This is a genomic window from Mycolicibacter nonchromogenicus (genome assembly GCF_002101775.1).
GTDB classification, from domain to species: domain Bacteria; phylum Actinomycetota; class Actinomycetes; order Mycobacteriales; family Mycobacteriaceae; genus Mycobacterium; species Mycobacterium nonchromogenicum.
Map to the genome: position 1 here is coordinate 36,607 of NZ_LQPI01000021.1, position 24,673 is coordinate 61,279.

The window sequence follows — 24,673 nt, forward strand, 5'->3', positions numbered from 1 at the left end:
GTGAGCAGACCTCGGCCAGCGAATGTTGGCCCTGCGTGCTCATCGGCTCCGTTAGAACTGCAAGACCCACGCACGTCCGGGGAGACTCCGGCTGGTACCGCCATGCCGCGCGTCGCCCCGATTATCTAGGAGATCTGGTGATTCAGCAGGAATCGCGATTGAAGGTCGCCGACAACACCGGCGCCAAGGAGATCTTGTGCATCCGGGTGCTCGGCGGCTCGTCGCGGCGTTACGCCGGCATCGGTGATGTCATCGTCGCGACCGTCAAAGACGCCATCCCGGGCGGCAACGTCAAGCGGGGTGATGTCGTCAAGGCCGTCGTGGTGCGCACCGTCAAGGAGCGTCGCCGCGCCGACGGCAGCTACATCAAGTTCGACGAGAACGCGGCCGTCATCATCAAGGCCGACAACGACCCGCGCGGAACCCGCATCTTCGGGCCGGTCGGCCGTGAACTGCGCGAGAAGAAGTTTATGAAGATCGTCTCGCTGGCACCGGAGGTGTTGTAGATGAAGGTCCACAAGGGCGACACCGTCCTGGTCATCGCCGGTAAGGACAAGGGCGCCAAGGGCAAGGTCCTGCAGGCATACCCCGCCCGCAACCGAGTACTGGTCCAGGGCGTCAACCGGATCAAGAAGCACGTCGCGAACTCGGCCAACCAGGCCGGTGCCTCCTCGGGCGGGATCGTCACGCAGGAGGCCCCGATCCACGTCTCGAACGTGATGGTCGTCGACTCTGACGGAAAGCCCACCCGGATCGGTTACCGGGTGGACGCCGAGTCCGGCAAGAAGGTTCGCGTCTCCAAGCGCAACGGCAAGGACATCTAGAGATGACGACTGCAGAGAAGACCCAGCCTCGGCTGAAGGTGCGCTACCGCGAAGAGATCCGCGACGCGCTCAACAAAGAGTTCAACTACGCCAACGTGATGCAGATCCCGGGCGTGGTGAAGGTCGTGGTGAACATGGGTGTCGGCGAAGCCGCCCGGGACGCCAAACTGATCAACAACGCGGTCAACGACCTGGCCGCGATCACCGGCCAGAAGCCGGAGATCCGCAAGGCCCGCCTGTCCATCGCACAGTTCAAGCTGCGCGAGGGCATGCCGATCGGCGCCCGGGTCACCCTGCGCGGTGACCGGATGTGGGAGTTCCTGGACCGGCTCACCTCGATTGCTCTGCCGCGTATCCGCGACTTCCGCGGGCTGTCGGCCAAGCAGTTCGACGGTTCCGGCAACTACACCTTCGGGCTGGCCGAGCAGTCGATGTTCCATGAGATCGACGTGGACTCCATCGACCGCCCGCGGGGGATGAACATCACCGTCGTCACTTCGGCGACCAACGACGACGAAGGACGAGCGCTGCTGCGGGCTCTCGGCTTTCCGTTCAAGGAGAACTGACCATGGCTAAGAAGGCGTTGGTTATCAAGGCCGCCCGCAAACCCAAGTTCGCGGTGCGCGCCTACACCCGCTGCAACAAGTGCGGCCGCCCGCGCGCGGTGCTCCGGAAGTTCGGCCTGTGCCGAATCTGCCTGCGCGAAATGGCGCACGCCGGCGAGCTGCCCGGTGTGCAGAAGAGCAGCTGGTGAGGGTGGAGGAGCAGCCTAAATGACTATGACGGATCCCATCGCGGACTTCCTGACCCGTCTGCGTAACGCCAACTCGGCGTACCACGACGAGGTGACCCTGCCGCACTCGAAGATCAAGGCGAACATCGCCGAGATCCTCAAGCGCGAGGGATACATCACCGACTACCACGTCGAAGACGCCCGAGTGGGCAAGGCGCTGGTGGTCAACCTCAAGTACGGCCCGAACCGGGAGCGCAGCCTCGCCGGTCTGCGCCGGGTGTCCAAGCCGGGCCTGCGGGTCTATGCAAAGTCGACCAACCTGCCCCGGGTGCTCGGTGGCCTGGGCGTGGCGATCATCTCCACGTCCTCAGGTCTGCTGACCGACCGTCAGGCGGCCAGGCAGGGCGTGGGCGGCGAAGTCCTCGCGTACGTGTGGTGAGGGAGTAGCAGACATGTCGCGTATTGGTAAGCAGCCGGTCCCGGTTCCCGCCGGGGTCGACGTGACCATCGATGGTCAGAACGTATCGGTCAAGGGACCCAAGGGCACCCTGGAGCTCACCGTTGCGGAGCCGATCGCCGTCATTCGCAACGACGACGGCGCCCTCGTGGTGAGCCGGCCCGACGACGACCGGCGCAACCGGTCGTTGCACGGCCTGAGCCGCACCCTGTTGGCCAACCTGGTCACCGGTGTGTCGGAGGGCTACGTCCGCAAGATGGAGATCTTCGGCGTCGGCTACCGCGTCGCGCTCAAGGGCAGCGACCTGGAGTTCGCGCTGGGCTACAGCCACCCGGTGCTGATCAAGGCTCCGGAGGGCATCACCTTCGCGGTGGAGACGCCCACCAAGTTCTCGGTCTCGGGCATCGACAAGCAGAAGGTCGGCCAGATCTCGGCGAACATCCGCCGTCTGCGCCGCCCCGACCCCTACAAGGGCAAGGGCGTGCGCTACGAGGGTGAGCAGGTTCGCCGCAAGGTCGGAAAGACAGGTAAGTAGCGATGGCGCAATCACAGACAGGCACCCCGGACCGCAAGCCCGTCGGGCAGAACATCTCCGAGGTTCGCCGTGCGCACCGGATTCGTCGGCACGCGCGCCTGCGCAAGAAGGTGGCCGGCACCCCCGAGCGTCCGCGCTTGGTCGTCCACCGCTCCGCGCGGCACATCCACGTCCAGTTGGTCGACGACCTCGCTGGTCACACGCTGGCCGCGGCGTCCTCGATCGAGGCCGACGTGCGGGGTGTGGACGGCGACAAGAAGGCCCACAGTGTGCGGGTCGGCCAACTGATCGCCGAGCGCGCCAAGGCCGCCGGCGTGCAGAACGTGGTGTTCGACCGCGGTGGCTACACCTACGGTGGACGTATCGCGGCGCTCGCCGACGCGGCACGTGAGGGCGGATTGAACTTCTGATGACTGACTTGACGATGACTGGAAGGACCGCATGATGGCGGAGCAGCCGACAGGGGCCTCCTCGGCAGGTCCCGACACGGGCAGTGCCCCCCGCAGCGACGGGCGCGACAACCGTGACAACCGCGGTGGACGGGGCGGCCGCGACGGCGGCCGTGGCGGCCGCGACAACCGGGACGGCGACAAGAGCAACTACCTGGAGCGCGTCGTCGCGATCAACCGGGTGTCCAAGGTGGTCAAGGGTGGCCGCCGGTTCAGCTTCACCGCATTGGTGATCGTCGGCGACGGCCACGGCCTGGTGGGCGTCGGCTACGGCAAGGCCAAGGAAGTGCCCGCCGCGATCGCCAAGGGTGTGGAGGAGGCCCGCAAGGGCTTCTTCCGGGTGCCGCTGATCGGTGGCACCATCACCCACCCGGTGCAGGGCGAAGCCGCCGCCGGTGTGGTGTTCCTGCGCCCGGCCAGCCCGGGTACCGGTGTCATCGCCGGCGGCGCGGTGCGTGCCGTGCTGGAATGTGCAGGCGTGCACGACATCCTGTCCAAGTCGCTGGGCAGCGACAACGCGATCAACGTGGTGCACGCCACGGTGGCCGCGCTGAAGATGCTGCAGCGTCCCGAAGAGGTGGCGGCCCGTCGTGGCCTGCCCATCGAAGACGTTGCGCCGGCCGCGATGCTCAAGGCTCGTCGCGAGAGCGAAGCTCTGGCTGCCGCCGCGGCGCGGGAAGGCACGGCGTAATCATGGCTAACCTGAAGATCACCCAGGTCCGCGGCACCATCGGTGCGCGTTGGAAGCAGCGCGAGAGCCTGCGCACCCTGGGCCTGCGCAAGATCCGCCAATCGGTGGTGCGTGAGGACAACCCGCAGACCCGTGGGCTGATCCGGGTTGTTCACCACCTCGTGCAAGTGGAGGAAGCAGAATGACCATCAAGCTGCACGACCTGCGCCCCGCGCCCGGGTCGAACACCAAGAAGACCCGCGTCGGTCGTGGTGAGGGCTCCAAGGGTAAGACCGCGGGTCGCGGCACCAAGGGCACCAAGGCACGCAAGAACGTGCCGGTCCGGTTCGAGGGTGGGCAGATGCCGATCCACATGCGGCTGCCCAAGCTGAAGGGCTTCCGTAACCGGTTCCGCACCGAGTATGAGGTCGTCAACGTCGGCGACATCAACCGGCTGTTCCCCGAGGGCGGCACCATCGGCCTCGACGAGCTGGTCGCCAAGGGCGCCGTCCGGAAGAACACGCTGGTCAAGGTGCTCGGTGACGGCAAGCTGACGGTCAAGGCCGACGTCACCGCCCACAAGTTCAGCGGCAGCGCGAAGGACAAGATCACCGCAGCCGGCGGCACCGCCACCGAGCTGTAGGGTTCGCCCCCCGCACAAGCAGCAACAGAATCGCACCCCACCTCCTCGGTGGGGTGCGATTCTGCGTCTGGCGGCCGTCTCGCAGGCCGACGGTAGGCTCGAAATCATGTTCTCCCTGCTGACCGGCGTGCCCGGCCTGGATGACCTGCGCGGCGTCGCCCGCCGCATCGACACCGCCCGGCACCACGGTGTGCCCGACGGCGTCATCCTCGAACTCGACCTGCAGGAACTGCCCCACGAGACCGGGGCCTTCGATCCGCTGGCCCTGATCCGATCCGGCGGGCGGCCGCCGGTGCTGCGTGATGTGGTGGCCGCCATCCACCGTGCGGCCGAAGATCCACGGGTCGCCGGCCTGATCGCACGCGTGCAGCTGTCGTCGGCGGCCGCCGGGCCGGTACAGGAGCTGCGGGCGGCGATCGCCGACTTTGCCGCCGTCAAACCAACATTGGCGTGGGCAGAAACCTACCCGGGCACGCTGTCCTACTACCTGGCTTCGGCCTTCGGCGAAGTCTGGATGCAGCCGTCCGGGACGGTGGGGCTGATCGGTTTCGCCACCAACGCGACCTTCCTGCGCACTGCGCTGGGCAAGGCCGGCATCGAGGCGCAGTTCGTGGCCCGGGGTGAATACAAGTCGGCGGCCAACCTGTTCACCCAGGATTCCTACACCGACGCGCACCGCGAGGCCGACACCGCGCTGGTGCAGAGCCTGCACGCACAGGTGCGCGCCGCCGTCGCCGAATCCCGCAAGCTCGATGCCGATGTCGTCGACGCGCTGGCCGACCGGGCACCACTGCTGCGCGACGACGCAGTCCAGGCGGGTCTGATCGACCGGATCGGATTCCGCGACGAGGCCTATGACCGGATCGCCGAGCTGGCCGGCGCCGAGGGCGCCACGGGCGCCGACGACGACGGTGCGCCTCCGCGCCTGTACCTGGGGCGCTATGCCCACGCCACGGCTGAGTCAGGACCCACGCTGCCCGGACGCAAGGCCAAACCGGCAATAGCGGTGGTGACGGTGTCCGGGGCAATCGTCAGCGGCTCCGGCGGGCCGCAGTTGTCGCCGCTGGGCAACCGCAACGTCGGCGGCGACACGATTGCCGCGGCGCTGCGCGAGGCCGCCGCCGATGATGCGGTGGCCGCGATCGTGTTGCGGGTGGACAGTCCCGGTGGTTCGGTCACCGGGTCTGAAACCATCTGGCGAGCAGTGCAGCAGGCCCGCGCAGCGGGCAAGCCGGTGGTGGCCTCGATGGGGGCGGTCGCGGCGTCCGGCGGTTACTACATCTCCGCCGGCACCGACACCATTGTGGCCAACCCGGCCACCATCACCGGATCCATCGGGGTGGTGACCGGAAAGCTGGTCGCCCGTGCGCTCAAGGACCGCCTCGGGGTGGGGACGGACTCGGTGCGCACCGGTGCCAACGCCGACGCCTGGTCGATCAACGCCCCGTTCACCGCCGAGCAGCAAGATCAGGTCGAGACCGAAGCCGATCTGTTCTACAACGACTTCGTGGCCCGGGTGGCGCAGGGCCGCAACATGTCCACCGATGCGGTGGATGCGGTGGCGCGTGGGCGAGTGTGGACCGGCGCCGACGCTGCCGAGCGGGGGTTGGTCGATGAGCTGGGCGGGCTGCGCACTGCGGTGCGCCGCGCCAAGGTACTGGCCGGCCTCGACCCGGAAGCTGCGGTCCGCACCGTTTCCTACCCCGGTTCGTCGTTCTGGGAGTTCGTCCGGCCGCGTCAGTCGTCGCAGCCGGCGGCGGCGCTGTCCGATGCCGTCGGCGCCCTGCTGGTGCGGTCGGTGACCGGGCTGGTCGACCAGCTCGACCGCTCCGTCAACGGTGCGCAGGTGCTGTGGCTGGGGGAGTCGCGCTGGTGACGTGCGGTTGACCTTTCAGGACTGCAGCCGGGCACCCAGCACGTCGCGGAACAAGGCCTGGCGCAGCGCGAGTTCGCGAGGATCGCTGTAGAGGTGAAAGCCCAGGCGGTTCATCACGTAGGCGTAACCGATTCCGGTGTCGGGGTCGGCGAATCCGAAAGAGCCACCGAAACCCGGCGTGCCATAAGCCCTGTCCGAGGACCCGAAGGCCGAGCCGAACGCCGGCTTGGACAGCCCCAGTGAGAACACCACCTCGACGCCCAGCACCTTGTCGCGTTCCCCCCGAGATGGCGGTGCCGGCATCGCCGCAAGCTCGTCGTGCACTCCGGGGCTCAGCGGTAAGGCCGGATCCGCGGTCGCTGCGGCGCCGTAGAGCCGCGCGATCGCCGAAGCAGAACCGATCCCGTTGGCCGATGGGATCTCCACGGTGCGCACGTCGTCGCGGTCGTAGTCTCCGTCCCAGGGTTTGATGTCGCGTGGCATGGAGCTGGCTCGTCCCAGCAGACCGAACGGGTTGAACGCCGCCGCCACCAGGGCCGGGGGCATCACATTGAGATGCAGCAGGGTTTCGGCGCGCTTCCACTGGTGCAGCAGTGCCACGTGATCGCGGGTCACCGAACTCGGCAGGCCGATGTGCAGGTTCAGGCCGAGGGGCCGCGCGATCTCGTCGGCGAAGAACCGGCCCAGGGTTCGACCCGCCGGGTCGGTACGACGGATCAGTTCGGATTCGTACCAGCCCAACGTGATCGCGTGATACCCGTGTCGGGTGCCGGGGGCCCAGAGCGGCTTCTGGGCGGCGAGCATGGGCGCCAGCCGATCCGGGACGGCGACGTCGGCCAGCTTGGGTGCGGGCTTCAGCGAGCTCAGGCCGGCCTGATGACCCAGCAGCTGGCGGACCGTGATGTCGCCTTTGCCGGCCTGGCCGAACTCCGGCCAGTGGGTTGCCACCTTGTCGTCGTACCCGAACAGTCCCCGCGAGACCGCCAGCGCCACGGTCAGGGCCGCCACGCCTTTGGTGCTGGAGAAGACGTTGACCATGGTGTCGCGCTGCCAGGGTTCACGGGCGCCACCGTCGCGGTAGCCGCCCCACAGGTCAACCACTTTGACTCCGTCGCGGTACACCGAGACCGCGGCGCCCACCTCACGGCCGCGGGCGAAGTTGGCCCGGAACGCATCGGCGACCTTGCCGTAGCCCGCATCGACGTCGCCGCCGATCAGATCGGGGGGAACGTCGACCTTGAGCGCCATGGGGTGGTTATACCGTCGCTGGTCACCCCGCTATCGCCGAATGGCGATTTCGCCCGAAACACCGGTTGCGAGGCTCAGGTGCGAATCGCCTCGATGGCAACCGAATTACGCAGCCGGGCCACGATCTCACCGTCGGGGAAGGTGCGGCCGTAGTCGGCGAACACGGTCTCTCGGCCACGCTCGCGCACCTGCCACCCACGCTCGGTCAGATATTGCCCGACCGGGTTTCGCTCGCCGGAGTACACCAGGGTGGCGATGTCGAGATCCAGGCCCTGGTCGGCGAAGCGCTGTCCCAGTGACTGGTTCGAGGCGCCCAGCGCCGCCGCGCCGTCGGGGTGGTATTCGGTGGCCACCCGGCTACCGGGGGCGCTCAATGCGGTGATGTGGTCGAACAGCCGGTCCTGCGCATCCGGCGGCAGATAGACGAGCAGGCCCTCGGCGCTCCACGCGGTGGGTTTCGTCTCATCAAAACCGCTGGCGCGCAATGCAGCCGGCCAGTCGTCGCGCAGATCGACGGCCACGGCGCGGCGGACGGCGGTAGGCCGGGCTCCCAAGCCGGCCAGCGTTGCCGACTTGAACTCGATCACATCCGGCTGGTCGATTTCGAAGACCACACTTCCCGGCGGCCAACCCAGCCGGTAGGCCCGCGAGTCCAGTCCGGCGGCCAGGATGACCGACTGCCGGACGCCGGCGTCCGCGGCCTGCAGAAAGAAGTCGTCGAAGAACCGGGTGCGTACTGCCATCACGGCGGTCATCGGGCCGGCCGCGGACTCGGCCTCCGCGGCCACCTCCGGGTCCAGCGTGCCGTCGACCAGCCTGGTGAAGAAGTCGATCCCGACCGCGCGCACCAGGGGCGCCGCGAAAGGGTCGGAGATGAGCGGATTCGCTTCCGCGGAGGCCAGCGCGCGGGCGGCGGCGACCATGGTGGCGGTGGTGCCCACGCTGGAAGCCAGGTCCCAGCTGTCGTTCTCGGTGCGTGCCATGGTGCTCAGCCCCGAACCGCGCTGATGTAGGCCAGCTTGCCGAAGCCGGGCTCATCGTCGATATCCAGCGGTGGCAGCCCGTACTGGGCGAACAGTGCGCTGACGTCGTGACTGTCGACGCGCCAGTCGTGGCCGGCCAGATAGCTGCCGGCTTCGTTGCGGTCCCCGAAATAGAGCAGCTCGGCCATGTCGATGTCGACCCCGTGGCTGCGCATCCGCTCCGCGGCTTCCCGCATGCGCGCTCGGGCCTGTTCTTCGGTGTCCGCGTCGAGCCCCGGGTTGCTCTCGGTGGCGAGCCGGCTGCCGGGCGCGCTCAATGCGGTGACGGTGTCGAGCAGCCGGTCCTGTGCGTCCGGGGGCAGGTAGCCCAGCAGTCCCTCAGCGCTCCAGGCGGTCGGCAGGGCGGGGTCGAAGCCTGCCGCCCGCAGCGCCGCCGGCCAGTTCTCGCGCAGGTCGACCGAGACGGTCCGCCGGTCGGCGGTGGGCTGTGCACCCTGCTCGCCCAGCACCCGGGTCTTGAACTCGATGACCTCCGGCTGGTCAACCTCATAGACGACGGTGCCCGCCGGCCAGTCCAGCCGGTAGGCGCGCGAGTCCAGCCCGGAGGCCAGGATGACGACCTGGCGGATGCCTGCGGCGCCCGCCTCGACGAAGAAGTCGTCGAAGAATCGGGTGCGGGCGGCCATGCTGTCGGCCATCCGGGCCAGGTCCATCGGGGCCTGGTCGCCGAAGTCGTCCGGTCCGATCTCACCGCTGGCCAATTTGGTGAACAGATCCAGGCCCACGGCGCGCACCAGCGGTTCGGCAAACGGGTCATCGATCAGGTGATGATCTGCTCTGCTGGCGATCGCACGGCCCACGGCCACGCCCGTGGCGGTGATACCCACGCTGGAGGCCAGGTCCCAGGTGTCGTTGTCGGTACGTGCCATAGGTGCGCACTCCTGTCTGTCTATCTGGCTGCCGGGCGAGCGCCGCCGGGGAACATAGTTAGTGCATTTAACGAGCCATCGATGACTCTACGCCGCTACGCTGATCGAAGCCTGGCAGTGCCGCCAACGCCCGCCCGGTCCGTGGTGCGCAGCTGTTACTCTCGTAGACTGCTGACGCGCTTAGGACTCGCGTGGCCTCGTCGTGATCGGCCGGCACGTGGACGCGAAAACGCAGGACTAACCCAGGACTAACCGGGGCTGGGACAGAACAGCCCATTGGAACGCCGCGACCGGACCTCGGCTGCGCAGGAGGAGAAGAGTGTTCTCGGCTTTCATCTCATCACTGCGGACTGTCGACCTGAGGCGCAAGATCCTGTTCGCGCTGGGCATCATTGTGGTGTACCGGCTGGGAGCCGCGATCCCGTCGCCCGGCGTCGACTACCAGAACGTCCAGCAGTGCATCAAGGAAGTCAGCGGTGGCGACGCCGCGCAGGTGTACTCCCTGATCAACCTGTTCTCCGGCGGCGCACTGCTGCAGCTGACGGTGTTCGCCATCGGCGTGATGCCCTACATCACCGCCAGCATCATCGTGCAGCTGCTCACCGTGGTGATCCCGCGTTTCGAGGAGCTGCGTAAAGAAGGCCAGTCCGGCCAGAACAAGATGACGCAGTACACCCGCTACCTGACGGTCGCGCTGGCCGTACTGCAGGCCACCAGCATCGTGGCGCTGGCCGCCAACGGTGGACTGCTGCAGACCTGCAGCCTGCGCCACGACATCATTTCCGACCACAGCATCTTCACCCTGCTGGTGATCGTGCTGGTGATGACCTCCGGCGCGGTGCTGGTGATGTGGCTCGGTGAGCTCATCACCGAGCGCGGCATCGGCAACGGCATGTCGCTGCTGATCTTCGTCGGTATCGCCGCCCGCATCCCGATCGAGGGCAAGACCATCCTCGACTCTCGCGGCGGCGTGGTGTTCACCATGGTCTGCCTGGCCGCGCTGGTCATCGTGGTCGGCGTGGTCTTCGTCGAGCAGGGCCAGCGCCGTATCCCGGTGCAGTACGCCAAGCGCATGGTGGGCCGGCGCATGTACGGCGGCACGTCGACGTATCTGCCCCTGAAGGTCAACCAGGCCGGCGTCATCCCGGTCATCTTCGCCTCGTCGCTGATCTACATCCCGCAGCTGATCACCCAGTTGGTACGCAGTGGCAGCGGGCCCGGTAACAGCTGGTGGGACAAATTCGTCAGCACCTACCTGTCCGACCCGTCCAACATGGTCTACATCGCGCTGTACTTCGGCATGATCATCTTCTTCACGTACTTCTACGTGTCGATCACGTTCAATCCCGACGAGCGGGCCGACGAGATGAAGAAGTTCGGCGGCTTCATTCCGGGCATCCGGCCGGGACGCCCGACCGCGGATTACCTGCGCTATGTGCTCAGCCGGATCACGCTGCCCGGCTCCATCTACCTTGGTGTCATCTCGGTATTGCCCAACCTGTTCCTGCAGATGGGCAACTCGGGCACCGTTCAGAACCTGCCGTTCGGTGGCACCGCGGTTCTGATCATGATCGGCGTCGGTCTGGACACGGTGAAGCAGATCGAGAGCCAGCTCATGCAGCGCAACTACGAAGGGTTCCTCAAGTGAGAGTCGTACTGCTGGGACCGCCGGGGGCCGGCAAGGGCACCCAGGCCGTGAAGCTGGCGGAAAAGCTGGGCGTCCCGCAGATCTCCACCGGCGATCTGTTCCGCCACAACATCGCCGAGGGCACCGAGCTGGGCAAGCAGGCCAAGCAGTACCTCGATGCGGGCGACCTGGTGCCGCCGGAGCTGACCAACGCGCTGGTCGAGGACCGGATCGACCAGCCCGACGCCGCAAACGGGTTCATCCTGGACGGCTACCCCCGCTCGGTGGAGCAGGCCGAGGCGCTGCACACCATGCTGGAGCGCCGCCAGACCAAACTGGATGCCGTGCTCGAGTTCCGCGTCACCGAGAGCGAGCTGCTCAAGCGGCTCAAGGAACGTGGGCGCGCCGACGACACCGCCGAAGTCATCCACAACCGCATGACGGTCTACCGCGAGGAGACCACGCCGCTGCTGGACTACTACCAGGACGAGCACGACCTGCACGTCGTGGACGCGCTTGGCACGCCCGATGAGGTGTTCGCCCGGGCCCTGAACGCCCTGGGACAGTAGTGGTCGGGTGGGCGAAGCGGCGCAAGGCCGTGCCGTCTCGCAGCCCGGGTGAGCTCGACGCGATGGCTGCGGCGGGCGCCGTCGTCGCCGCAGCGCTGGCCGCGGTCCGTGAAGCTGCGGTCGCTGGAGTCTCCACCCTGCAACTCGACGAGATCGCCGAATCGGTGATCCGGGACGCGGGCGCCACGCCATCGTTCCTGGGCTACCACGGGTTCCCGGCGTCGATCTGCAGCTCGGTCAACGACCGGGTGGTGCACGGTATCCCGACGGCGGCCGAGGTGCTGGCCGAGGGTGACCTGGTGTCCATCGACTGCGGGGCGATCCTGGACGGCTGGCACGGTGATGCCGCGGTCACGTTCGGGATCGGAACCGTGAGCGCCGCCGACCAAGACCTGTCCGCGGCCACCCGGCAGGCGATGGAGGCAGGAATCGCGGCGATGGTGGTGGGCAACCGCCTCAGCGACGTGTCGCACGCGATCGAAATGGGCGCCCGCGCCGCCTCGACGCAGTTCAAGCGCTCCTTCGGCATCGTCGCGGGTTACGGCGGTCACGGTATCGGCCGCCAGATGCACATGGACCCCTTCCTGCCCAACGAGGGAGCCCCGGGTCGCGGACCGCTGCTGGTGGCGGGCTCGGTGCTGGCCATCGAGCCGATGCTGACCCTGGGAACCGACCAGACGGTGATCCTCGAAGACGAGTGGACCGTGGTCACCGCCGACGGGTCACGCGCCGCGCACTGGGAGCATAGCGTCGCGGTGACCGAGGACGGGCCCAGGATTCTGACCAGCCCGGCCGGCTGACCGTAGCGGCCGTCGGCCGACCGGTGGGGGAATGAACCAAACTCCGCGCTGAACCGTGTCATGAAGGTGCGAGCCTCGAGCGCGCCATCAGCCTTACGCATCCTGGTAGTCGGCGCAGGCGTTGCGGGGCTTTCCCTTGCTCGCGGGCTGCTGCGGGACGGGCACGACGTCACCGTCTTCGAGCGGCGGCCACAGCTTCAGCCCGGCGGCGGCGCCGTGACGATCTGGTCCAACGGCGCGACGGTGCTGGGGCAGCTGGGTGTCGACATGGCGGGCGTTGGGCAGTCATTGTCTGAGGTCCAGGTGACGACCTCCACCGGACGGCCACTGGCCACTCTCGACTTGACCGCGATGACGCGCGGGCTGGGTGCCCCGGTTCGGATGGTCCCGCGCCGGGTCCTGCTGGAACGTCTGCTGGACGATTTCCCGGTTGAGCGCATCCGGTGCAACGCCCGCGCGGTGGGCGTGAGCGCAACCCACGGCGCGGCCCGAGTCGACTTCGCTGACGGCAGCTCGGTCAGCGGCGATGTGTTGATCGGTGCGGACGGACTGCATTCGAGGGTGCGGGAACTCAGCGACTCGCCACCGGCCGAGCCGACCGGCTGGAGCAGCTGGCAGGGGCTGGTCAGTCTCGCCGACGTCGTCGCCGACAAGCGGGTGGCGCTGATGATGGTCGGCAGGCACGGAAACCTCGGGCTGTGGCCCGCCGGTGGCTGCGAGCTGCAGTGGTGGTTCGACCTGCCGTGGTCACCGGACTTCGTTCGGCCGCCATCCCCGATCGACATGATCCGCCGACAGTTCGCGGGCTGGTCCACTCCGGTCGATCGAGTGCTGGCCGCACTGACCGACGACGACCTGGCCGGATCGCCCTACCCGCACTTTCGCCATCGGAGTCCGGGGGCGGGTCGAGGCGTGCTCACGCTGATCGGCGACGCGTCGCACACCATGCCGCCCACCATGGCGCAGGGGACCAACCAGGCGCTGCTCGACACCATGGTGCTGTGCAAGGTGCTCGGAGATCTCCGGCCGGCACCGTCGCCGGACGACCTGGCGCGCGCGTTGCGCCGGTACGAGAACACTCGCCGCCGCAAGGTGGCGGCGGTGTCCCGGGTGACAGCGCTGCAGCTGTCCCACAGTGAGCTGGTGTTGCGACCGGCGTCATTCATCCCGGACCGCCTGCACACCTGGGGACTGACCATGTTTCTGCGCTGGGTCAGTCATCACCGGATGTCGGCGGAGATCAGCCGCGGGCTCGGGCCGATCGATGTCAGCCGAACCGCCGGCCAGACAACAGATCACGGTCATTGAGGAGGGCGGACAGATGGCACTTCCCGCGCAAGAGGTCGAGGTGGTGGCCACGCATCCCGTCGCTGCGGCAACGACCGATCCGGTACGGGTGCGCGGCGAATTCGACCACCCTTCGCGCTGGCTCTGGCTGTTCAAGTGGTGTCTGCTGGCCACCCCGCACTACCCGATCCTGATCGGCCTGTATCTGGCCTACCTGCCGCTGACTTTCGTTGCCGGCGTAGCGATTGCGATCACCGGTCGATATCCGCGCCCGATCTTCGACTTCAATGTGGGTGTGCTGCGCTGGTCATGGCGAGTCATGAACTACCGCTTTCCGATGAACAGCACCGACAGATTCCCGCCCTTCACGCTGGCGTCTCGGCCCGACTATCCGGCCGATCTGCAGGTCGACTATCCCGAACAACTCGACAAGCGGGCGGTACTGGTCAAATGGTGGTTGTTGGGGCTGCCGCAGATCCTGATGTGTTGGGCTCTGGAGCCTGCGCTGCAGCTGCTGTGCGTGATCACCGCGGTCACGCTGCTGATCACCGGAACGATCCCGGCCGGCATGTCAGATCTGCTGTTGGGCATCGTTCGGTGGCGCTACCGGGTGGCCGTGTACGTCTCGTTGATGCGTGACGAGTATCCGCCGTTTCGGCTGGACCAGGGTGAGCTGTGGGTGACCGATGGCGCGCCGTAATCCACTGTTCCCGTACGTGTATCGCCTCGGAATGCCGTTCTTCGACCGACTGTTCTACCGGCGGTACCGGCGGGCAGCCATGAGCCACGCCATGGGCCGGCTGCTGATGATCGGCCTCGGACCCGGAGCGGACCTGATGTTCGTGCCCGCAGCGGTGACGTCGGTCGCGGCCGTCGAGCCGGAGCCGGCGATGCGCAGAATGGCGGCCGCCACCGCCCGTCGCCACCGCGTCACGGTGGAGATCGTCGACGGAGTAGGCGAATCGATTCCCTTCCCGGACAACAGTTTCGATTCGGTACATGTAGGGCTCGTGTTGTGCTCGGTCGACGACGTCGATGCCACGCTCGCCGAGATCCACCGAGTGCTGGCGCCAGGGGGTCGGCTGGTGGTTCTCGAGCATGTCCGCGGTGACGGCGCCATGGGCCGATTCCAGGACCTGATCGCGAAACCGTGGGCATGGCTGGCATCCGGCTGCCGGCCGAACCGCCGGACATTGGATGCCATTGCCGCCGCAGGGTTCGACACAACCATGCTGTCCAGCATTCGCCGTACGCCAGTACCGCCGCCGTGCACACCGCAGCTGCAGGGGTTTGCCACCGTGCGCCATGACCGCGGGCTGAACAACCTCGAAAGATTGGAGTTGCCATGAGTAGGACAGTTGCGAGCCGCGTGGGTCTCGGCGCAGCTTTGGCTGCCGGGCTCGCCCCGTTGGCGATCAGCCCGCCGGCCTACGCGGACGGGGGTGGTCGCGGCACCGGATCCGATCAGTGGCTCTACGACGACATCATCGATCTCGGGGCGGTCCTGTTCGCCACGGTCGACGACCCGGACTTCATCAGTCACACCACTGATTTCGGGTTGTTCACCCTGACCTCGGCCGGCGACCCCTCCGACGACAACTACGTCGCGGTCGTCTTTGAGACGCCGTTGTTCATCGACATTCTGACGTCGGGCACCGACCCGGAGGACAATCTGGGGTTCGGGGCGGCGAGCATCGGGGTGGCCGGCGAGACGGTGAACACGTTCATCGTTCCGGACTATCCGGATCTGGACTTCTCGTTCTCTCTGCCGTTCACGGATCCCTTTGCCGAGTTCTTCATCGACCTCATCGAGCTGGGGCTGGTCTGAGCACGCTATTCCGAGGCGACCGCGTCGATGATGTTGAGCCGGGCGGCTCGTCGTGCGGGCGGCACCGAGCCGAGCAGACTGATCGCCACCGCACCCACGGCGTAGGCCGGTGCTAGCGCGCTGGGTCGGAATGTGACGGTGAAATTCATGATCTCAGCGCTGACCAGACTGTAGAGCCATTGGTCGATCAGGCCGACCGCCAGCCCCACCAGGCCACCGATCACACCGATGCCGGCCGCCTCGGCCAGCACCATCTGCAGCGTGAAGCGCCGATCGGCGCCGATTGCCCGCAGCACGCCGATCTCGCGGCGGCGTTCGAGCACCGAGAGCGTCAGAGTGGTGAACAGGGCCACCGCGGCGACGAACACCACGATGAGCAATACCGCGTTGGCGATCACCATGCTCTGACGCAGCGGCGCCTCCAGGCCCGCCATAGCGGTGCGACCGTCGTAGACGTAGTTCGGTTCGGGGACCAGGCGGCGGATGTCGGTGCGCAACCGCGCCACATCGACATCGTCGGCGGCGGTCACCTGCAGCGTGGTCACCGCCGGGCGATCGAACCAGGCGCGCAGCTGGTCGAGCCCGATCCCGACGGTCCCGATGACCGTCGAGAAGTACGGCACCAGCGCCAGCACCGCCGCCCGCCGCGGGCCGCGCGGTGTCTGCAGATGCAGCTCGTCGCCGACGCCGACACCCAGTGTCGCGCCCAGGTTCTGGGAGAGCACCACGCCCCGGCCGGCGAGCACATCGCGGCGCGTCTGCTCGTCGAGTGCGCGATACAGCGGATCGGCGGATCCGGAGGAGAAGCCGTCGAGCATCACCCGGGTTCCGCCTATCACCGCAAACCCGTAGGCGCCCGGGCAGACCCGGGCCACCCCCGGCACGGCGGCCACCCGCTCCTGCAGGCCCTGCGGCAGCGCGTCGGTGGGAAAGCTGTCGGGGGTGTTCGCGCTGACCCACACGTCGACTTCCGCAACGGGCGCGAAGATGGCGCGCGCCGAGGAGATCATGTCGTTGTCGGTGCCGGTGATCACCACGGTGGTGACCACCGCGATCAGCACGGTCATCACGGTCGCCCAGACCCGACGCGGCGCGCGCTGGATGGTCGCGGCTCCGACCGCGCCGACCGTTCCGAACGTCCGGGCGGTGGCGGCCGCCGCCCCGACCAGGGCCGCGGTCAGGGCGAAACCGAGGATGATCTCGGCGCAGAACACCGCAATCATCGCGGCCAGAGAGGTGTTGCCGCGATGTCCGACGATGATCGACGAGGACACCGCGATCAGCGCGACGGCCACGAGGGCGCTCACCGTCCGCACCCGGCGGGGCACGGTGTCAGCGGTGGACGCCCCAACCGGCGCCAACGCCTCGATCGGTGACACCCTGTAGACCTGACGCGCCGCCATAGCGGCGGCGGCCACGCTGCTGAGAACCGTTGCGGTGATGGCGACCGGCAGTGCGTAGCCGGGTAGCCAATACTCGACCCGGGCTTCGAGTCCCTGCGTGATGGCCGGTGGCAGGCGGTGGATCGCCAAGTGACCCAGGACTATTCCCAAGGCCGCCCCAACGGCTCCGCCCAGTACCCCGAGGGCCGCGGCTTCCCCGATCAGGTCGGTGACGATGGTGGAGCGTCGGCCCCCGATCGCGCGCAGTGTCGAGATGGACGGGCGGCGTTGGGCGATCGCCATGGTCATCGTGGTGTAGACCAGAAACGCGCCCACCACCAACGCCACCGCCGCACCCATCAGCGCCATGTAGTTCATCAGCCGAACGCCGTCACCGGTGCGGGTGGCTCGCATCCGTGGCTCGGCGACGATCGCTCGTCCGTCGACGGCCGAAGTCACCGCGGCGCGCACCGCAGCGGGGTCTGCGTTCGGCGTGGTGGTGATGAGTATTGAGTCCAGCTGGCCGATGCGTCCGGTGATGTTCTGCGCCAGGGCAAGTGGGGCCAGCACGTAGTTGCCGCCGTTGAGATCGGCGAGATGCTTGCCGGTGAGTACCTGTGTCACCGTGACCCAGGTGGTGCCCAGCCGGAATCCGTCCCCTTTGCCATGGCCGACGCCGGGTCCCACCTGCACGCCGCTCGGCGTGGGTGATGGCCCCGTCGGCGGATGTGCCAACGCATCGGCCAGAGCCCCGGCCAGCGCGACGCTGCTCGCGTCCGCGCCGAACAGCAGCATCGTCCCCGTGGGGGTGGGAGTGGTCGCCCGGATCAGTGGGGCGGCGGTCGCGACGCCGGGAACCCGGGCCACCTCGGCTGCCAGCGAGTCGGGAAACCCGGCATCGGTGACGCCGGACACCTCGAGTGCGGCGATCCCGGCGATCCCGTCGGAGAGCCGGGTCACCGAACCGGTGATCGACCCGAAGATGCCCAGCACCGCAACCAAATACATCGCCGACACGGCCATGACGGTGACCGAGGCCAGGGTGCGCCGCCGGTGGACGGCCAGTTCGCGCAGACTGAACAGTCGAAGCCGGCTCGCGGTGGCGGCGACAGCCGAGATCATCGTGGGACCGTGACCCGACCATTGCGCGGCGCCCAACGCCGCCCGGCTTCGCCGCGCTTGCGATCGGCGGAGTTTTTCGGCGGCGACCCGCTGCGCCCGGCTTCGCCGCGCTTGCGATCGCCGCTGCCGTTGGGCGGCGACCAGCTGTCTGAGCCCACCCGGCCGTCCTGCAGGCCGATCACGCGGTCGGTGGCCGCCGCGGCGTTGCGGTCATGGGTCACCATGACCACCATCCGGGCGCGGCCGCCGCCCTCATGCGCCACCTCGGCAAGCAGTTGCAGAATCGCAGAGCCCGTCGCGGAATCGAGGTTTCCGGTCGGTTCGTCGGCGAGAATCAGGGACGGATCCATCATCAGCGCCCGTGCTATCGCGACGCGCTGCAACTGACCGCCGGACAGTTCCGCCGGCCGATGATCGACTCGATCGCCCAGTCCGACCCGCTCCAGCAACCCGATCGCCTCGCGCTGGACCCAGTCGAGTCGGCTGCCGTCGAGCAGCTTCGGAACGGCCACGTTCTCCCACGCCGACAGGGTCGGCAGCAGATTGAAGAACTGAAAGACGAATCCCACCCGGTGTCGACGAAACGCCGACGCCTCTTCATCCCCGAGGCGGCCGATCTCGGTGCCGTCGAAGAGGAGCGAACCGCTGTTGGGGGAGTCGAGCGCCCCGAGCAGGTGCAGCAGCGTACTTTTGCCCGCGCCTGAGGGTCCCACGATCGACACGAACTGGCCCCCGGTGAGATGCAGGTTGACCCGGTCGAGTGCTCGCACCCGTTGGCCGCCGATCCGGTACTCGCGGATGACGTCGCGGAGTTCGATGGTCAACCCACGCGGGCGCGACTGATCCCGGTGACGACGAAGATCGGTGTGCAAGGGCGCCACCCCCTATCCGCGGGTTCTGATCCTTGACACGGATGGCGAGGCTCGGTGGTTCACCGGCGAGAGGACCGCATGACTCGGCCGCCGGCGAAGTCCCTCGCGGCGGCGTGGCCGCTCGGCGCGCGCCGCCCCTACGCGTAGCCCAGGGCCGAGTTCTCCAGCCGGATCCGGACTCGCAGGAGCGCCGCGTTGGCCAGTGTGAACGTGATGGCGGTCAGCCACGCGGTATGAATCAGCGGAAGTGCGAAGCCTTCGATGACCACCGCCACGTAGTTGGGATGGCGCAGCCATCGATAGGGCCCCCGGTGCACCAGGGGAACATCGGCCAACACGATCACCCGGGTGTTCCAGCGGCGGCCCAGGGTCCGCACGCACCACCAGCGCAACCCCTGGCTCAGGATCACCAGCGCCAGCATCGGCCAGCCCAGCCACCCGATGAACGGGCGATCCAACAGCCACACCTCGGCCACGCAGCCGACGAGAAGCGCGGAGTGCAGGAACACCATGACGGGGTAGTGGCCGCGACCGAATTCCCTACCGCCCCGGGCGAAAGCCCAGTTGGCATTCGAGGTTGCCACGACCAGCTCCACCAGCCGCTCAAGCCCGACGGCCAGGATCAACAGGTAGTACATCCGGTTACCAACCGAGCAGTACTAGCTCGGAACAGAACCCCGGCCCCATCGCGACCATCAGGCCGAAAGAGCCCGGGGGCGGCGGATCGGCCATCGTCGCCCGCAGTACATCGAGCACCGAGGCCGATGACAGGTTTCCGTTCTCACGCAACGACGTTCGGGTCCGGTCGAGTGCGTCGGGCGGCAGGTCGAGCACCGTCTCGACCGCTTCGATGACCTTCGGCCCGCCGGGATGGCAGACATAGGTCGACACATCGTCGGGACGCAGCCCACAGTCGGCCAGGAAGTTGTGAACGTCCTCGGCCAGATATTTCTCGACGACGGTGGCGACCTCGACAGACAGCTTGATCCGGAATCCACTGGTGCCGATGTCCCAGCCCATCACGTCCTGGGAGTCGGGATAGAGCCGGCTGCGGGTCGCCAAGACTCTCGGCGCAGCCGGCCCGGACCGACGCCGGTTGGCCCCGGTGGCGATCACGGCCGCGGCACCGTCACCGAAGAGACTGGCGGCCACGAAGTTAGGCACCGAACGGTCGTCGCGCTGGATGGTCAGCGAGCAAAGTTCGACCGCGAGCAACGCCGCCACCCCGTCGGGGTAGGAGCGCAGATAGTCGTACATCCGGGCGACTCCCGCAGCGCCGGCGACGCAGCCGAGCCCGAACAACGGCACCCGTTTGACGTCAGGACGCAGCCCGATTCGGGCGGCCAGCCGGGCTTCCAGTGTGGGTACCGCCAGTCCGGTCACCGTCGTCGACAGCACGACGTCGACGTCTGCCGGCTTGAGCGCGGCGGCATCCAAGGCCGCCAGAAGTGCCCGCTCGCCCAGGTCCAGGGCGATCTCGATGAAGGTGTCGTTCGCCTCGGTGAAGCCGCTCAGCTGGGCGTAGCGCGGCAGTGGCAATGCCAGATGGCGGGATACCACCCCGCTGGCGTCGAAGAACCTCTGGAACTCCGGCCCCGCGAAATCGCCCAGCGCCTGGGCGCATTCCCCTTGGCTGTACCGATGAGGCGGGAACTCAACGGCTACCGCAGCGAGCGACGGCGTAGTCATGGTCATCTCAGTGTGACGTTGTCGAGTACTGAATGGTTCATTTTCGGCTATCGCACGGAACTTTCTTCCCTTTACGGCGGCATCGCATTTCGTTTTCTGCGACCAGTGCCCCGGTTCGCGGATCTCATGGATTACCGCACACCGGCGTAACCGCGCGTCACGGTGCGGTAAGAAGGGGCGTGGCAGCTTCGAGTTCCGCCGGCGACGCCGACCCGATCGCATTGGCCCGCGCCAACTGGGAGCGGGCCGGCTGGGGTGAGGTCGCCGACGGAATGGTGGCGGTGACCTCGGTGATGCGCGCCCACCAGATCCTGCTGGCCCGGGTGGAGGCGACCCTGCGGCCCTACGACTTGAGTTTCTCCCGATTCGAGTTGCTGCGACTGCTGGCGTTCAGCCGTTCTGGCGCGTTGCCGATCACCAAGGCCTCCGACCGGTTGCAGGTCCACGTCACCAGCGTCACGCACGCGATCCGGCGGTTGGAGGCGGCCGGCCTGGTCGAACGGTTGCCGCACCCCACCGATGGCCGCACCACGCTGGTGTCGATCACCGACTTGGGCCGCGCCACGGTGGCCGAGGCGACGGACAGCCTCAATCGGGAGGTGTTCGCCGACATCGGTATGTCGGTGCAGGAATCACGGGCGCTGTCCTCAGCGATCGAGACGCTGCGGCGCAACGCCGGGGACTTCTAGCGTCGATCCCACACGGTCGTAGGGGGATTCACTCCCGCGCGGCAGGGGACGGGATGGGGATGGTGGCGGTGACGGCGGTGCCCGCGCCCGGGCGCGACCGGATGTTGAGCCGGCCGCCGACCAACTCGGCGCGCTCGGCCATCGACAGCACCCCGTATCCGCCCATCTCGTCGCCGCCGACCGGATGCTCAAAGGTGTCGAAACCCACCCCGTCGTCGACGATCTCCAACCGCGCGGTGTCGGGGTCGGCGGTGATCGCGAATCGCAGCCGCACCGTGGTCGCGGCCGCGTGTTTGACCACGTTCTGCAGGCCCTCCTGCGCGATCCGGTACAACGCCAGCTCGATGTGCTCGGGCAGCCGGGTCTCGGCGAGGTCCAACTCGATGGTCAGTTGCGGGATGGACCGGGCGAGGCTGGCCAGACCACCGGACAGGCCCAGATCGTCGAGCACCGGCGGCCGCAGACCGCTGATCGCCACCCGGGTCTCCTGCAGCGTCAGCCCGGCGAGTTCGCGGGCGGCCTCCAGCTGCGCCGACGCCTCGTCCGGGTCGTTGCTGACGGCGCGGGCGGCGGCGTCCAACCGGTAGGACAGTGTCACCAGCCGCTGCGAGATGCCGTCGTGGATGTCACCGGCCAACCGGCGCCGTTCGATCTCCTGGGCTTCGATCACCTGCTCGACGAAGAGTTCGTGGGCGCGCTCGCGGGCCACCAACTGGCGGTGCAGCCGGGCTTGATGCATGGCGCCGGCGATGAGCCTGCCGATCACCCGCAGCAGCTCGACATCCCCGGGGGTGAACTCGCGGCGTGCCACGGTGTGCACGTTGAGCACGCCCACCAGCCCGCCCGGGTCGGTCTCCATCGGCACCGAAACCATCGAGGTGAAGTCGCGCCCACGCAGCGACTCGATCGGCAGGTAGCGCGGGTCGGCCTCCTTGTTGTGGCTGATCACCACCGGCTCGCGGTGCCGCGCCACCCAGCCTGACACCCCTGAGCCCAGGGGCAGCCGGATCTTGCCCACCTCGGTGTCGAACGGTGGGGTCGCCCCGGTCAGGGTCAGCGAGCGTTCGGTGTCATCGAGGACGTGCACAAAGCAGACATCGGTGCCGGTGGCCGCGGTGATCATCCGGGACGCCGCGGCGGCCAGCGGTTCCACGCCGGGTCCACTGGAGGCGGCCTGGATGAGCTCCCGCAGCAGCGCCAGCTCATGGTTGGCGTCGACGAAATCGCGCACCGCTGTGGTCTTGCGGGGGCGGGAGCGCGGCCCGGTGCCGGAGCTCACCGGTAAATACCTTCGCGCAGCGCGGTGGCCACCGCGCCGGTGCGGTCGGACACCCCGAGCTTGCGGTAGATAGAGCGGAGATGGGATTTGACCGTCTCGTCGCCGATCACCAGCTTGGTGGCGATCCCGCGGTTGGACAGCCCGCTGACCATGTAGGCCAGGATCTCACTTTCCCGCTGGGTCAGCCCCTGGCGAGCGCCGGGCCAGAACTCGTCGCGTTGCAGGCGTGCGGCGGTGCCGGCCGCGCGCGCCGCCAGCCCGGGGTCGATCACCGTCTCGCCGCGGTGCGCCAGCTCGATCTGGTGCACCAGGTCGTCACTGCTGATGCTCTTGAGCAGGTAACCGGTCGCGCCGACGCGCAACGCCTCGAACAGGTACTGCTCGTCGTCGTAGACCGAGAGCATCACCACCTTGCGTTCCGGGTCCCGCTCCCGCAGCGCCAGGCAGAGGTCCAGGCCGCTCTCGCCGCGCATCCGCACGTCGCACAGCACGACGTCGGGGTCGGTCTCGGCGATCACCGCCATCGCCTGCTCGGCGTTGATCGCCTGGCCGACCACTTCGACCCGGTCGGCGAATGCGGTGAGCATGGCCCGCAGCCCTTCGATCACCATTTCGTGGTCGTCGACGAGGACCAGGCGCACGGGCATAGCAAGACAATAAGGCTCCCGGCGGTTCGGCGAGGCTCACTGGAGTCGGCCCGTGGGGACGGCGGAGGTGAGGCGAAGCCGGGACCGCCGACAAGCCCACCCTCGGGTCACAAGTGGGTGATTACCCGCCCAGATCCCCCCAATGGGGGAGGACACCGGGGCCCGCGTCGGGCACGGTGTCTGTTATGCAGATCACAACTGAACTCGCGACATGGATCGGTCCGGGCCGCCCGTTCTGGTGGGACCAGGAGCACCCGGATGCCGAGGTGTACCCCCTGCAAGCAGTGATCTTCGACCTCGACGCGCTCGCCGACGCCGACGGCGAACCCCGGTCGGGCCTGGTGGACCTGGTGTTGAGCCTGTTCGCCACCGGCCTGTGGATCGCGGTGGTCGGCGCCGGCTCGCGCGCCTGGGTGCAGGAGCGGGTGCGGGAACTGATCGGCGACGGCATGGCTGAGACGGTGGTCAGCGCCGACGACCTGACCGGTCCCGGCGGAGATGCCGAGCTCTACCGGCTGGCGCTGTGGGAGCTGGGCATCGTGGCCGGGGAGGCACTGGTGATCGCCGGCTACGAGTCCGGTGCGCGCACCGCAGCAGCGATCGGACTGCCGGTGATCTACGCCGGTTCCAGCAGCTACGACGGACTGTCGGCCGACGGATGCCGCAAGCTGCAGGCCCAGCGGGTGGTCGCCCGGTTCAGCTGCCGCGAAGCAGGTTGATCCGGCGCGGTTACGCCGCGCTCCCGGTGTTTGACGCTGACGACCCGGTCGCCGACCATGATGTGATGCGTCGACTGGTGGCACTTCTGTGTGCAGTGCTGTGCGTCATGGGTGTGACGTCGGTGAGCGCGCCACGGGCCGCCGCGGTGGTCGAACCCTGGTTCGGGAATGCCGTCGGCAACGCCACCCAGGTCGTTTCGGTTGTCGGAGTAGGGCATTCGACCGCGAAGATCGATGTCTATCAGCGGACTCCCGCGGGCTGGGAGGCGGTCGCGGCCGGGATCCCGGCCCATGTCGGCTCGGCGGGCATCACGCCAAGCACCAGGGAAGGCGAGCCGTCGACCCCGATGGGGTTTTACTCGCTCGATTCGGCATTCGGCACCGCTCCGAATCCCGGCGGCGGCCTGCCGTATGTGCAAGTCGGATCTGATCACTGGTGGGACAGCGACTCCAACAGCCCGACCTACAACACCATGCAGGTCTGCAGAAAAGCCCAGTGCCCGTTCAACACCGCGATCAGCGAGAACCTCAATATCCCGCAGTACCGGCACGCGGTGGTCATCGGCGTCAACAAATCCCGCACTCCCGGTGCCGGCTCCGCCTACTTCTTTCACACCACCGACGGCGGGCCCACGGCGGGCTGCGTGGCCATCGATGACGCCACGCTCGTGAAGATCATCGGCTGGCTACAGCCGGGCGCGGTGATGGCGATCGCCAAGTAGGCGGCACGGCGGCCGATCTAGTTGGTGGCCGGTGGTGCTTGGGGTTGGAAGGGTTGGTACCACCACCATTGGGCGCGTTCTCCGGTGGGGCCGG

29 protein-coding genes and 1 pseudogene are annotated in these 24,673 nt (G+C 67.9%); 21 read left to right on the top strand and 9 right to left on the bottom strand.

Annotation, left to right across the window (positions count from 1 at the left end):
• Positions 1-137: 137 nt before the first annotated feature.
• From rplN to sppA, 11 genes are all read left to right on the top strand, one after another.
• The gene (gene rplN / locus AWC18_RS01760) at positions 138-506 is read left to right on the top strand and encodes a 50S ribosomal protein L14 (protein ID WP_024440402.1); all 369 of its coding nucleotides are present in this window, start codon (positions 138-140) and stop codon (positions 504-506) included.
• Positions 507-824, top strand: a complete 318-nt coding sequence (rplX, locus tag AWC18_RS01765) for a 50S ribosomal protein L24 (protein WP_064998457.1) — start codon at positions 507-509, stop codon at positions 822-824.
• Positions 825-826: 2 nt separating this feature from the next.
• Positions 827-1,390, top strand: coding sequence for a 50S ribosomal protein L5 (rplE, locus tag AWC18_RS01770; RefSeq protein ID WP_064998458.1), 564 nt, complete (start codon positions 827-829; stop codon positions 1,388-1,390).
• A gap of 2 nt (positions 1,391-1,392) precedes the next feature.
• The gene (locus AWC18_RS01775; protein ID WP_024440399.1) at positions 1,393-1,578 is read left to right on the top strand and encodes a type Z 30S ribosomal protein S14; all 186 of its coding nucleotides are present in this window, start codon (positions 1,393-1,395) and stop codon (positions 1,576-1,578) included.
• Between the two features lie 19 nt (positions 1,579-1,597).
• Positions 1,598-1,996, top strand: coding sequence for a 30S ribosomal protein S8 (gene rpsH / locus AWC18_RS01780; protein WP_013830245.1), 399 nt, complete (start codon positions 1,598-1,600; stop codon positions 1,994-1,996).
• A gap of 13 nt (positions 1,997-2,009) precedes the next feature.
• On the top strand, positions 2,010-2,549 hold the full coding sequence (gene rplF / locus AWC18_RS01785; protein WP_064998459.1) for a 50S ribosomal protein L6: 540 nt from the start codon (positions 2,010-2,012) through the stop codon (positions 2,547-2,549).
• Between the two features lie 2 nt (positions 2,550-2,551).
• On the top strand, positions 2,552-2,959 hold the full coding sequence (rplR, locus tag AWC18_RS01790) for a 50S ribosomal protein L18 (protein ID WP_064998460.1): 408 nt from the start codon (positions 2,552-2,554) through the stop codon (positions 2,957-2,959).
• A 34-nt stretch (positions 2,960-2,993) separates the two neighbouring features.
• Positions 2,994-3,689: a 30S ribosomal protein S5 gene (rpsE, locus tag AWC18_RS01795; protein WP_105295603.1), complete on the top strand. Its 696-nt coding sequence runs from the start codon at positions 2,994-2,996 to the stop codon at positions 3,687-3,689.
• Between the two features lie 2 nt (positions 3,690-3,691).
• Positions 3,692-3,874, top strand: coding sequence for a 50S ribosomal protein L30 (rpmD, locus tag AWC18_RS01800; protein WP_019738973.1), 183 nt, complete (start codon positions 3,692-3,694; stop codon positions 3,872-3,874).
• Positions 3,871-4,311, top strand: a complete 441-nt coding sequence (rplO, locus tag AWC18_RS01805) for a 50S ribosomal protein L15 (protein WP_064998461.1) — start codon at positions 3,871-3,873, stop codon at positions 4,309-4,311. The genes rpmD and rplO overlap by 4 nt, the downstream gene beginning before the upstream one ends.
• A gap of 106 nt (positions 4,312-4,417) precedes the next feature.
• Positions 4,418-6,187, top strand: a complete 1,770-nt coding sequence (sppA, locus tag AWC18_RS01810) for a signal peptide peptidase SppA (protein WP_085137284.1) — start codon at positions 4,418-4,420, stop codon at positions 6,185-6,187.
• A gap of 15 nt (positions 6,188-6,202) precedes the next feature.
• On the opposite strand, the gene AWC18_RS01815 is transcribed toward sppA, so the two are convergent.
• The 3 genes from AWC18_RS01815 to AWC18_RS01825 form a co-directional block, all read right to left on the bottom strand.
• Positions 6,203-7,435, bottom strand: a complete 1,233-nt coding sequence (locus tag AWC18_RS01815) for a serine hydrolase domain-containing protein (protein ID WP_085137286.1) — start codon at positions 7,433-7,435, stop codon at positions 6,203-6,205.
• 74 nt (positions 7,436-7,509) lie between these two features.
• Positions 7,510-8,418, bottom strand: a complete 909-nt coding sequence (locus AWC18_RS01820; protein ID WP_064998464.1) for an SAM-dependent methyltransferase — start codon at positions 8,416-8,418, stop codon at positions 7,510-7,512.
• Positions 8,419-8,423: 5 nt separating this feature from the next.
• Positions 8,424-9,347: a class I SAM-dependent methyltransferase gene (locus AWC18_RS01825; RefSeq protein ID WP_064998465.1), complete on the bottom strand. Its 924-nt coding sequence runs from the start codon at positions 9,345-9,347 to the stop codon at positions 8,424-8,426.
• Between the two features lie 319 nt (positions 9,348-9,666).
• Here AWC18_RS01825 and secY point away from each other — a divergent pair, with 319 nt between their 5' ends.
• The 7 genes from secY to AWC18_RS01860 all read left to right on the top strand — a co-directional run bounded on the left by secY (position 9,667) and on the right by AWC18_RS01860 (position 15,458).
• Entirely contained in the window at positions 9,667-10,995 is a 1,329-nt protein-coding gene (gene secY / locus AWC18_RS01830; RefSeq protein ID WP_064998466.1) for a preprotein translocase subunit SecY, read from the top strand.
• On the top strand, positions 10,992-11,543 hold the full coding sequence (locus AWC18_RS01835) for an adenylate kinase (RefSeq protein WP_064998467.1): 552 nt from the start codon (positions 10,992-10,994) through the stop codon (positions 11,541-11,543). The genes secY and AWC18_RS01835 overlap by 4 nt, the downstream gene beginning before the upstream one ends.
• Positions 11,543-12,343, top strand: a complete 801-nt coding sequence (gene map / locus AWC18_RS01840) for a type I methionyl aminopeptidase (protein ID WP_064998468.1) — start codon at positions 11,543-11,545, stop codon at positions 12,341-12,343. Before AWC18_RS01835 ends, map begins: the two co-directional genes overlap by 1 nt.
• 60 nt (positions 12,344-12,403) lie before the next feature.
• On the top strand, positions 12,404-13,651 hold the full coding sequence (locus tag AWC18_RS01845) for an FAD-dependent oxidoreductase (RefSeq protein WP_085137288.1): 1,248 nt from the start codon (positions 12,404-12,406) through the stop codon (positions 13,649-13,651).
• An 88-nt stretch (positions 13,652-13,739) separates the two neighbouring features.
• Positions 13,740-14,330, top strand: a complete 591-nt coding sequence (locus tag AWC18_RS01850) for a DUF4389 domain-containing protein (protein WP_085137308.1) — start codon at positions 13,740-13,742, stop codon at positions 14,328-14,330.
• The gene (locus AWC18_RS01855; RefSeq protein WP_085137290.1) at positions 14,317-14,979 is read left to right on the top strand and encodes a class I SAM-dependent methyltransferase; all 663 of its coding nucleotides are present in this window, start codon (positions 14,317-14,319) and stop codon (positions 14,977-14,979) included. Before AWC18_RS01850 ends, AWC18_RS01855 begins: the two co-directional genes overlap by 14 nt.
• Positions 14,976-15,458: a hypothetical protein gene (locus tag AWC18_RS01860; protein ID WP_133054965.1), complete on the top strand. Its 483-nt coding sequence runs from the start codon at positions 14,976-14,978 to the stop codon at positions 15,456-15,458. The genes AWC18_RS01855 and AWC18_RS01860 overlap by 4 nt, the downstream gene beginning before the upstream one ends.
• Positions 15,459-15,463: 5 nt before the next feature.
• On the opposite strand, the gene AWC18_RS01865 is transcribed toward AWC18_RS01860, so the two are convergent.
• From AWC18_RS01865 to AWC18_RS01880, 4 genes and pseudogenes are all read right to left on the bottom strand, one after another.
• Positions 15,464-17,962 carry an ABC transporter permease gene (locus AWC18_RS01865; RefSeq protein WP_085137295.1) on the bottom strand — a complete coding sequence of 833 codons (2,499 nt, stop codon included), beginning with the start codon at positions 17,960-17,962 and terminating at the stop codon, positions 15,464-15,466.
• A 146-nt stretch (positions 17,963-18,108) separates the two neighbouring features.
• A pseudogene (locus tag AWC18_RS01870) lies at positions 18,109-18,786 on the bottom strand (ABC transporter ATP-binding protein); the annotation flags it as partial.
• 185 nt (positions 18,787-18,971) lie between these two features.
• Entirely contained in the window at positions 18,972-19,472 is a 501-nt protein-coding gene (locus tag AWC18_RS01875) for an isoprenylcysteine carboxyl methyltransferase family protein (RefSeq protein WP_085137299.1), read from the bottom strand.
• A 4-nt stretch (positions 19,473-19,476) separates the two neighbouring features.
• Positions 19,477-20,523: a type III polyketide synthase gene (locus tag AWC18_RS01880; RefSeq protein ID WP_085137311.1), complete on the bottom strand. Its 1,047-nt coding sequence runs from the start codon at positions 20,521-20,523 to the stop codon at positions 19,477-19,479.
• 179 nt (positions 20,524-20,702) lie between these two features.
• Between AWC18_RS01880 and AWC18_RS01885 the strand changes: the two genes are divergently transcribed.
• Positions 20,703-21,212 carry a MarR family transcriptional regulator gene (locus AWC18_RS01885; RefSeq protein ID WP_076049819.1) on the top strand — a complete coding sequence of 170 codons (510 nt, stop codon included), beginning with the start codon at positions 20,703-20,705 and terminating at the stop codon, positions 21,210-21,212.
• 28 nt (positions 21,213-21,240) lie between these two features.
• Here the strand turns inward: AWC18_RS01885 and AWC18_RS01890 are convergent, their stop codons facing one another.
• Both AWC18_RS01890 and AWC18_RS01895 read right to left on the bottom strand, forming a co-directional pair.
• Positions 21,241-22,443 carry a GAF domain-containing sensor histidine kinase gene (locus AWC18_RS01890; RefSeq protein WP_064998485.1) on the bottom strand — a complete coding sequence of 401 codons (1,203 nt, stop codon included), beginning with the start codon at positions 22,441-22,443 and terminating at the stop codon, positions 21,241-21,243.
• A 44-nt stretch (positions 22,444-22,487) separates the two neighbouring features.
• Positions 22,488-23,138 carry a response regulator gene (locus tag AWC18_RS01895; RefSeq protein ID WP_064998476.1) on the bottom strand — a complete coding sequence of 217 codons (651 nt, stop codon included), beginning with the start codon at positions 23,136-23,138 and terminating at the stop codon, positions 22,488-22,490.
• A gap of 185 nt (positions 23,139-23,323) precedes the next feature.
• On the opposite strand from AWC18_RS01895, the gene AWC18_RS01900 reads away from it, so the two are divergent.
• Both AWC18_RS01900 and AWC18_RS01905 read left to right on the top strand, forming a co-directional pair.
• Positions 23,324-23,857: an HAD family hydrolase gene (locus tag AWC18_RS01900; protein WP_064998477.1), complete on the top strand. Its 534-nt coding sequence runs from the start codon at positions 23,324-23,326 to the stop codon at positions 23,855-23,857.
• A 65-nt stretch (positions 23,858-23,922) separates the two neighbouring features.
• The gene (locus tag AWC18_RS01905; protein WP_085137313.1) at positions 23,923-24,579 is read left to right on the top strand and encodes a L,D-transpeptidase family protein; all 657 of its coding nucleotides are present in this window, start codon (positions 23,923-23,925) and stop codon (positions 24,577-24,579) included.
• Positions 24,580-24,673 lie beyond the last annotated feature (94 nt).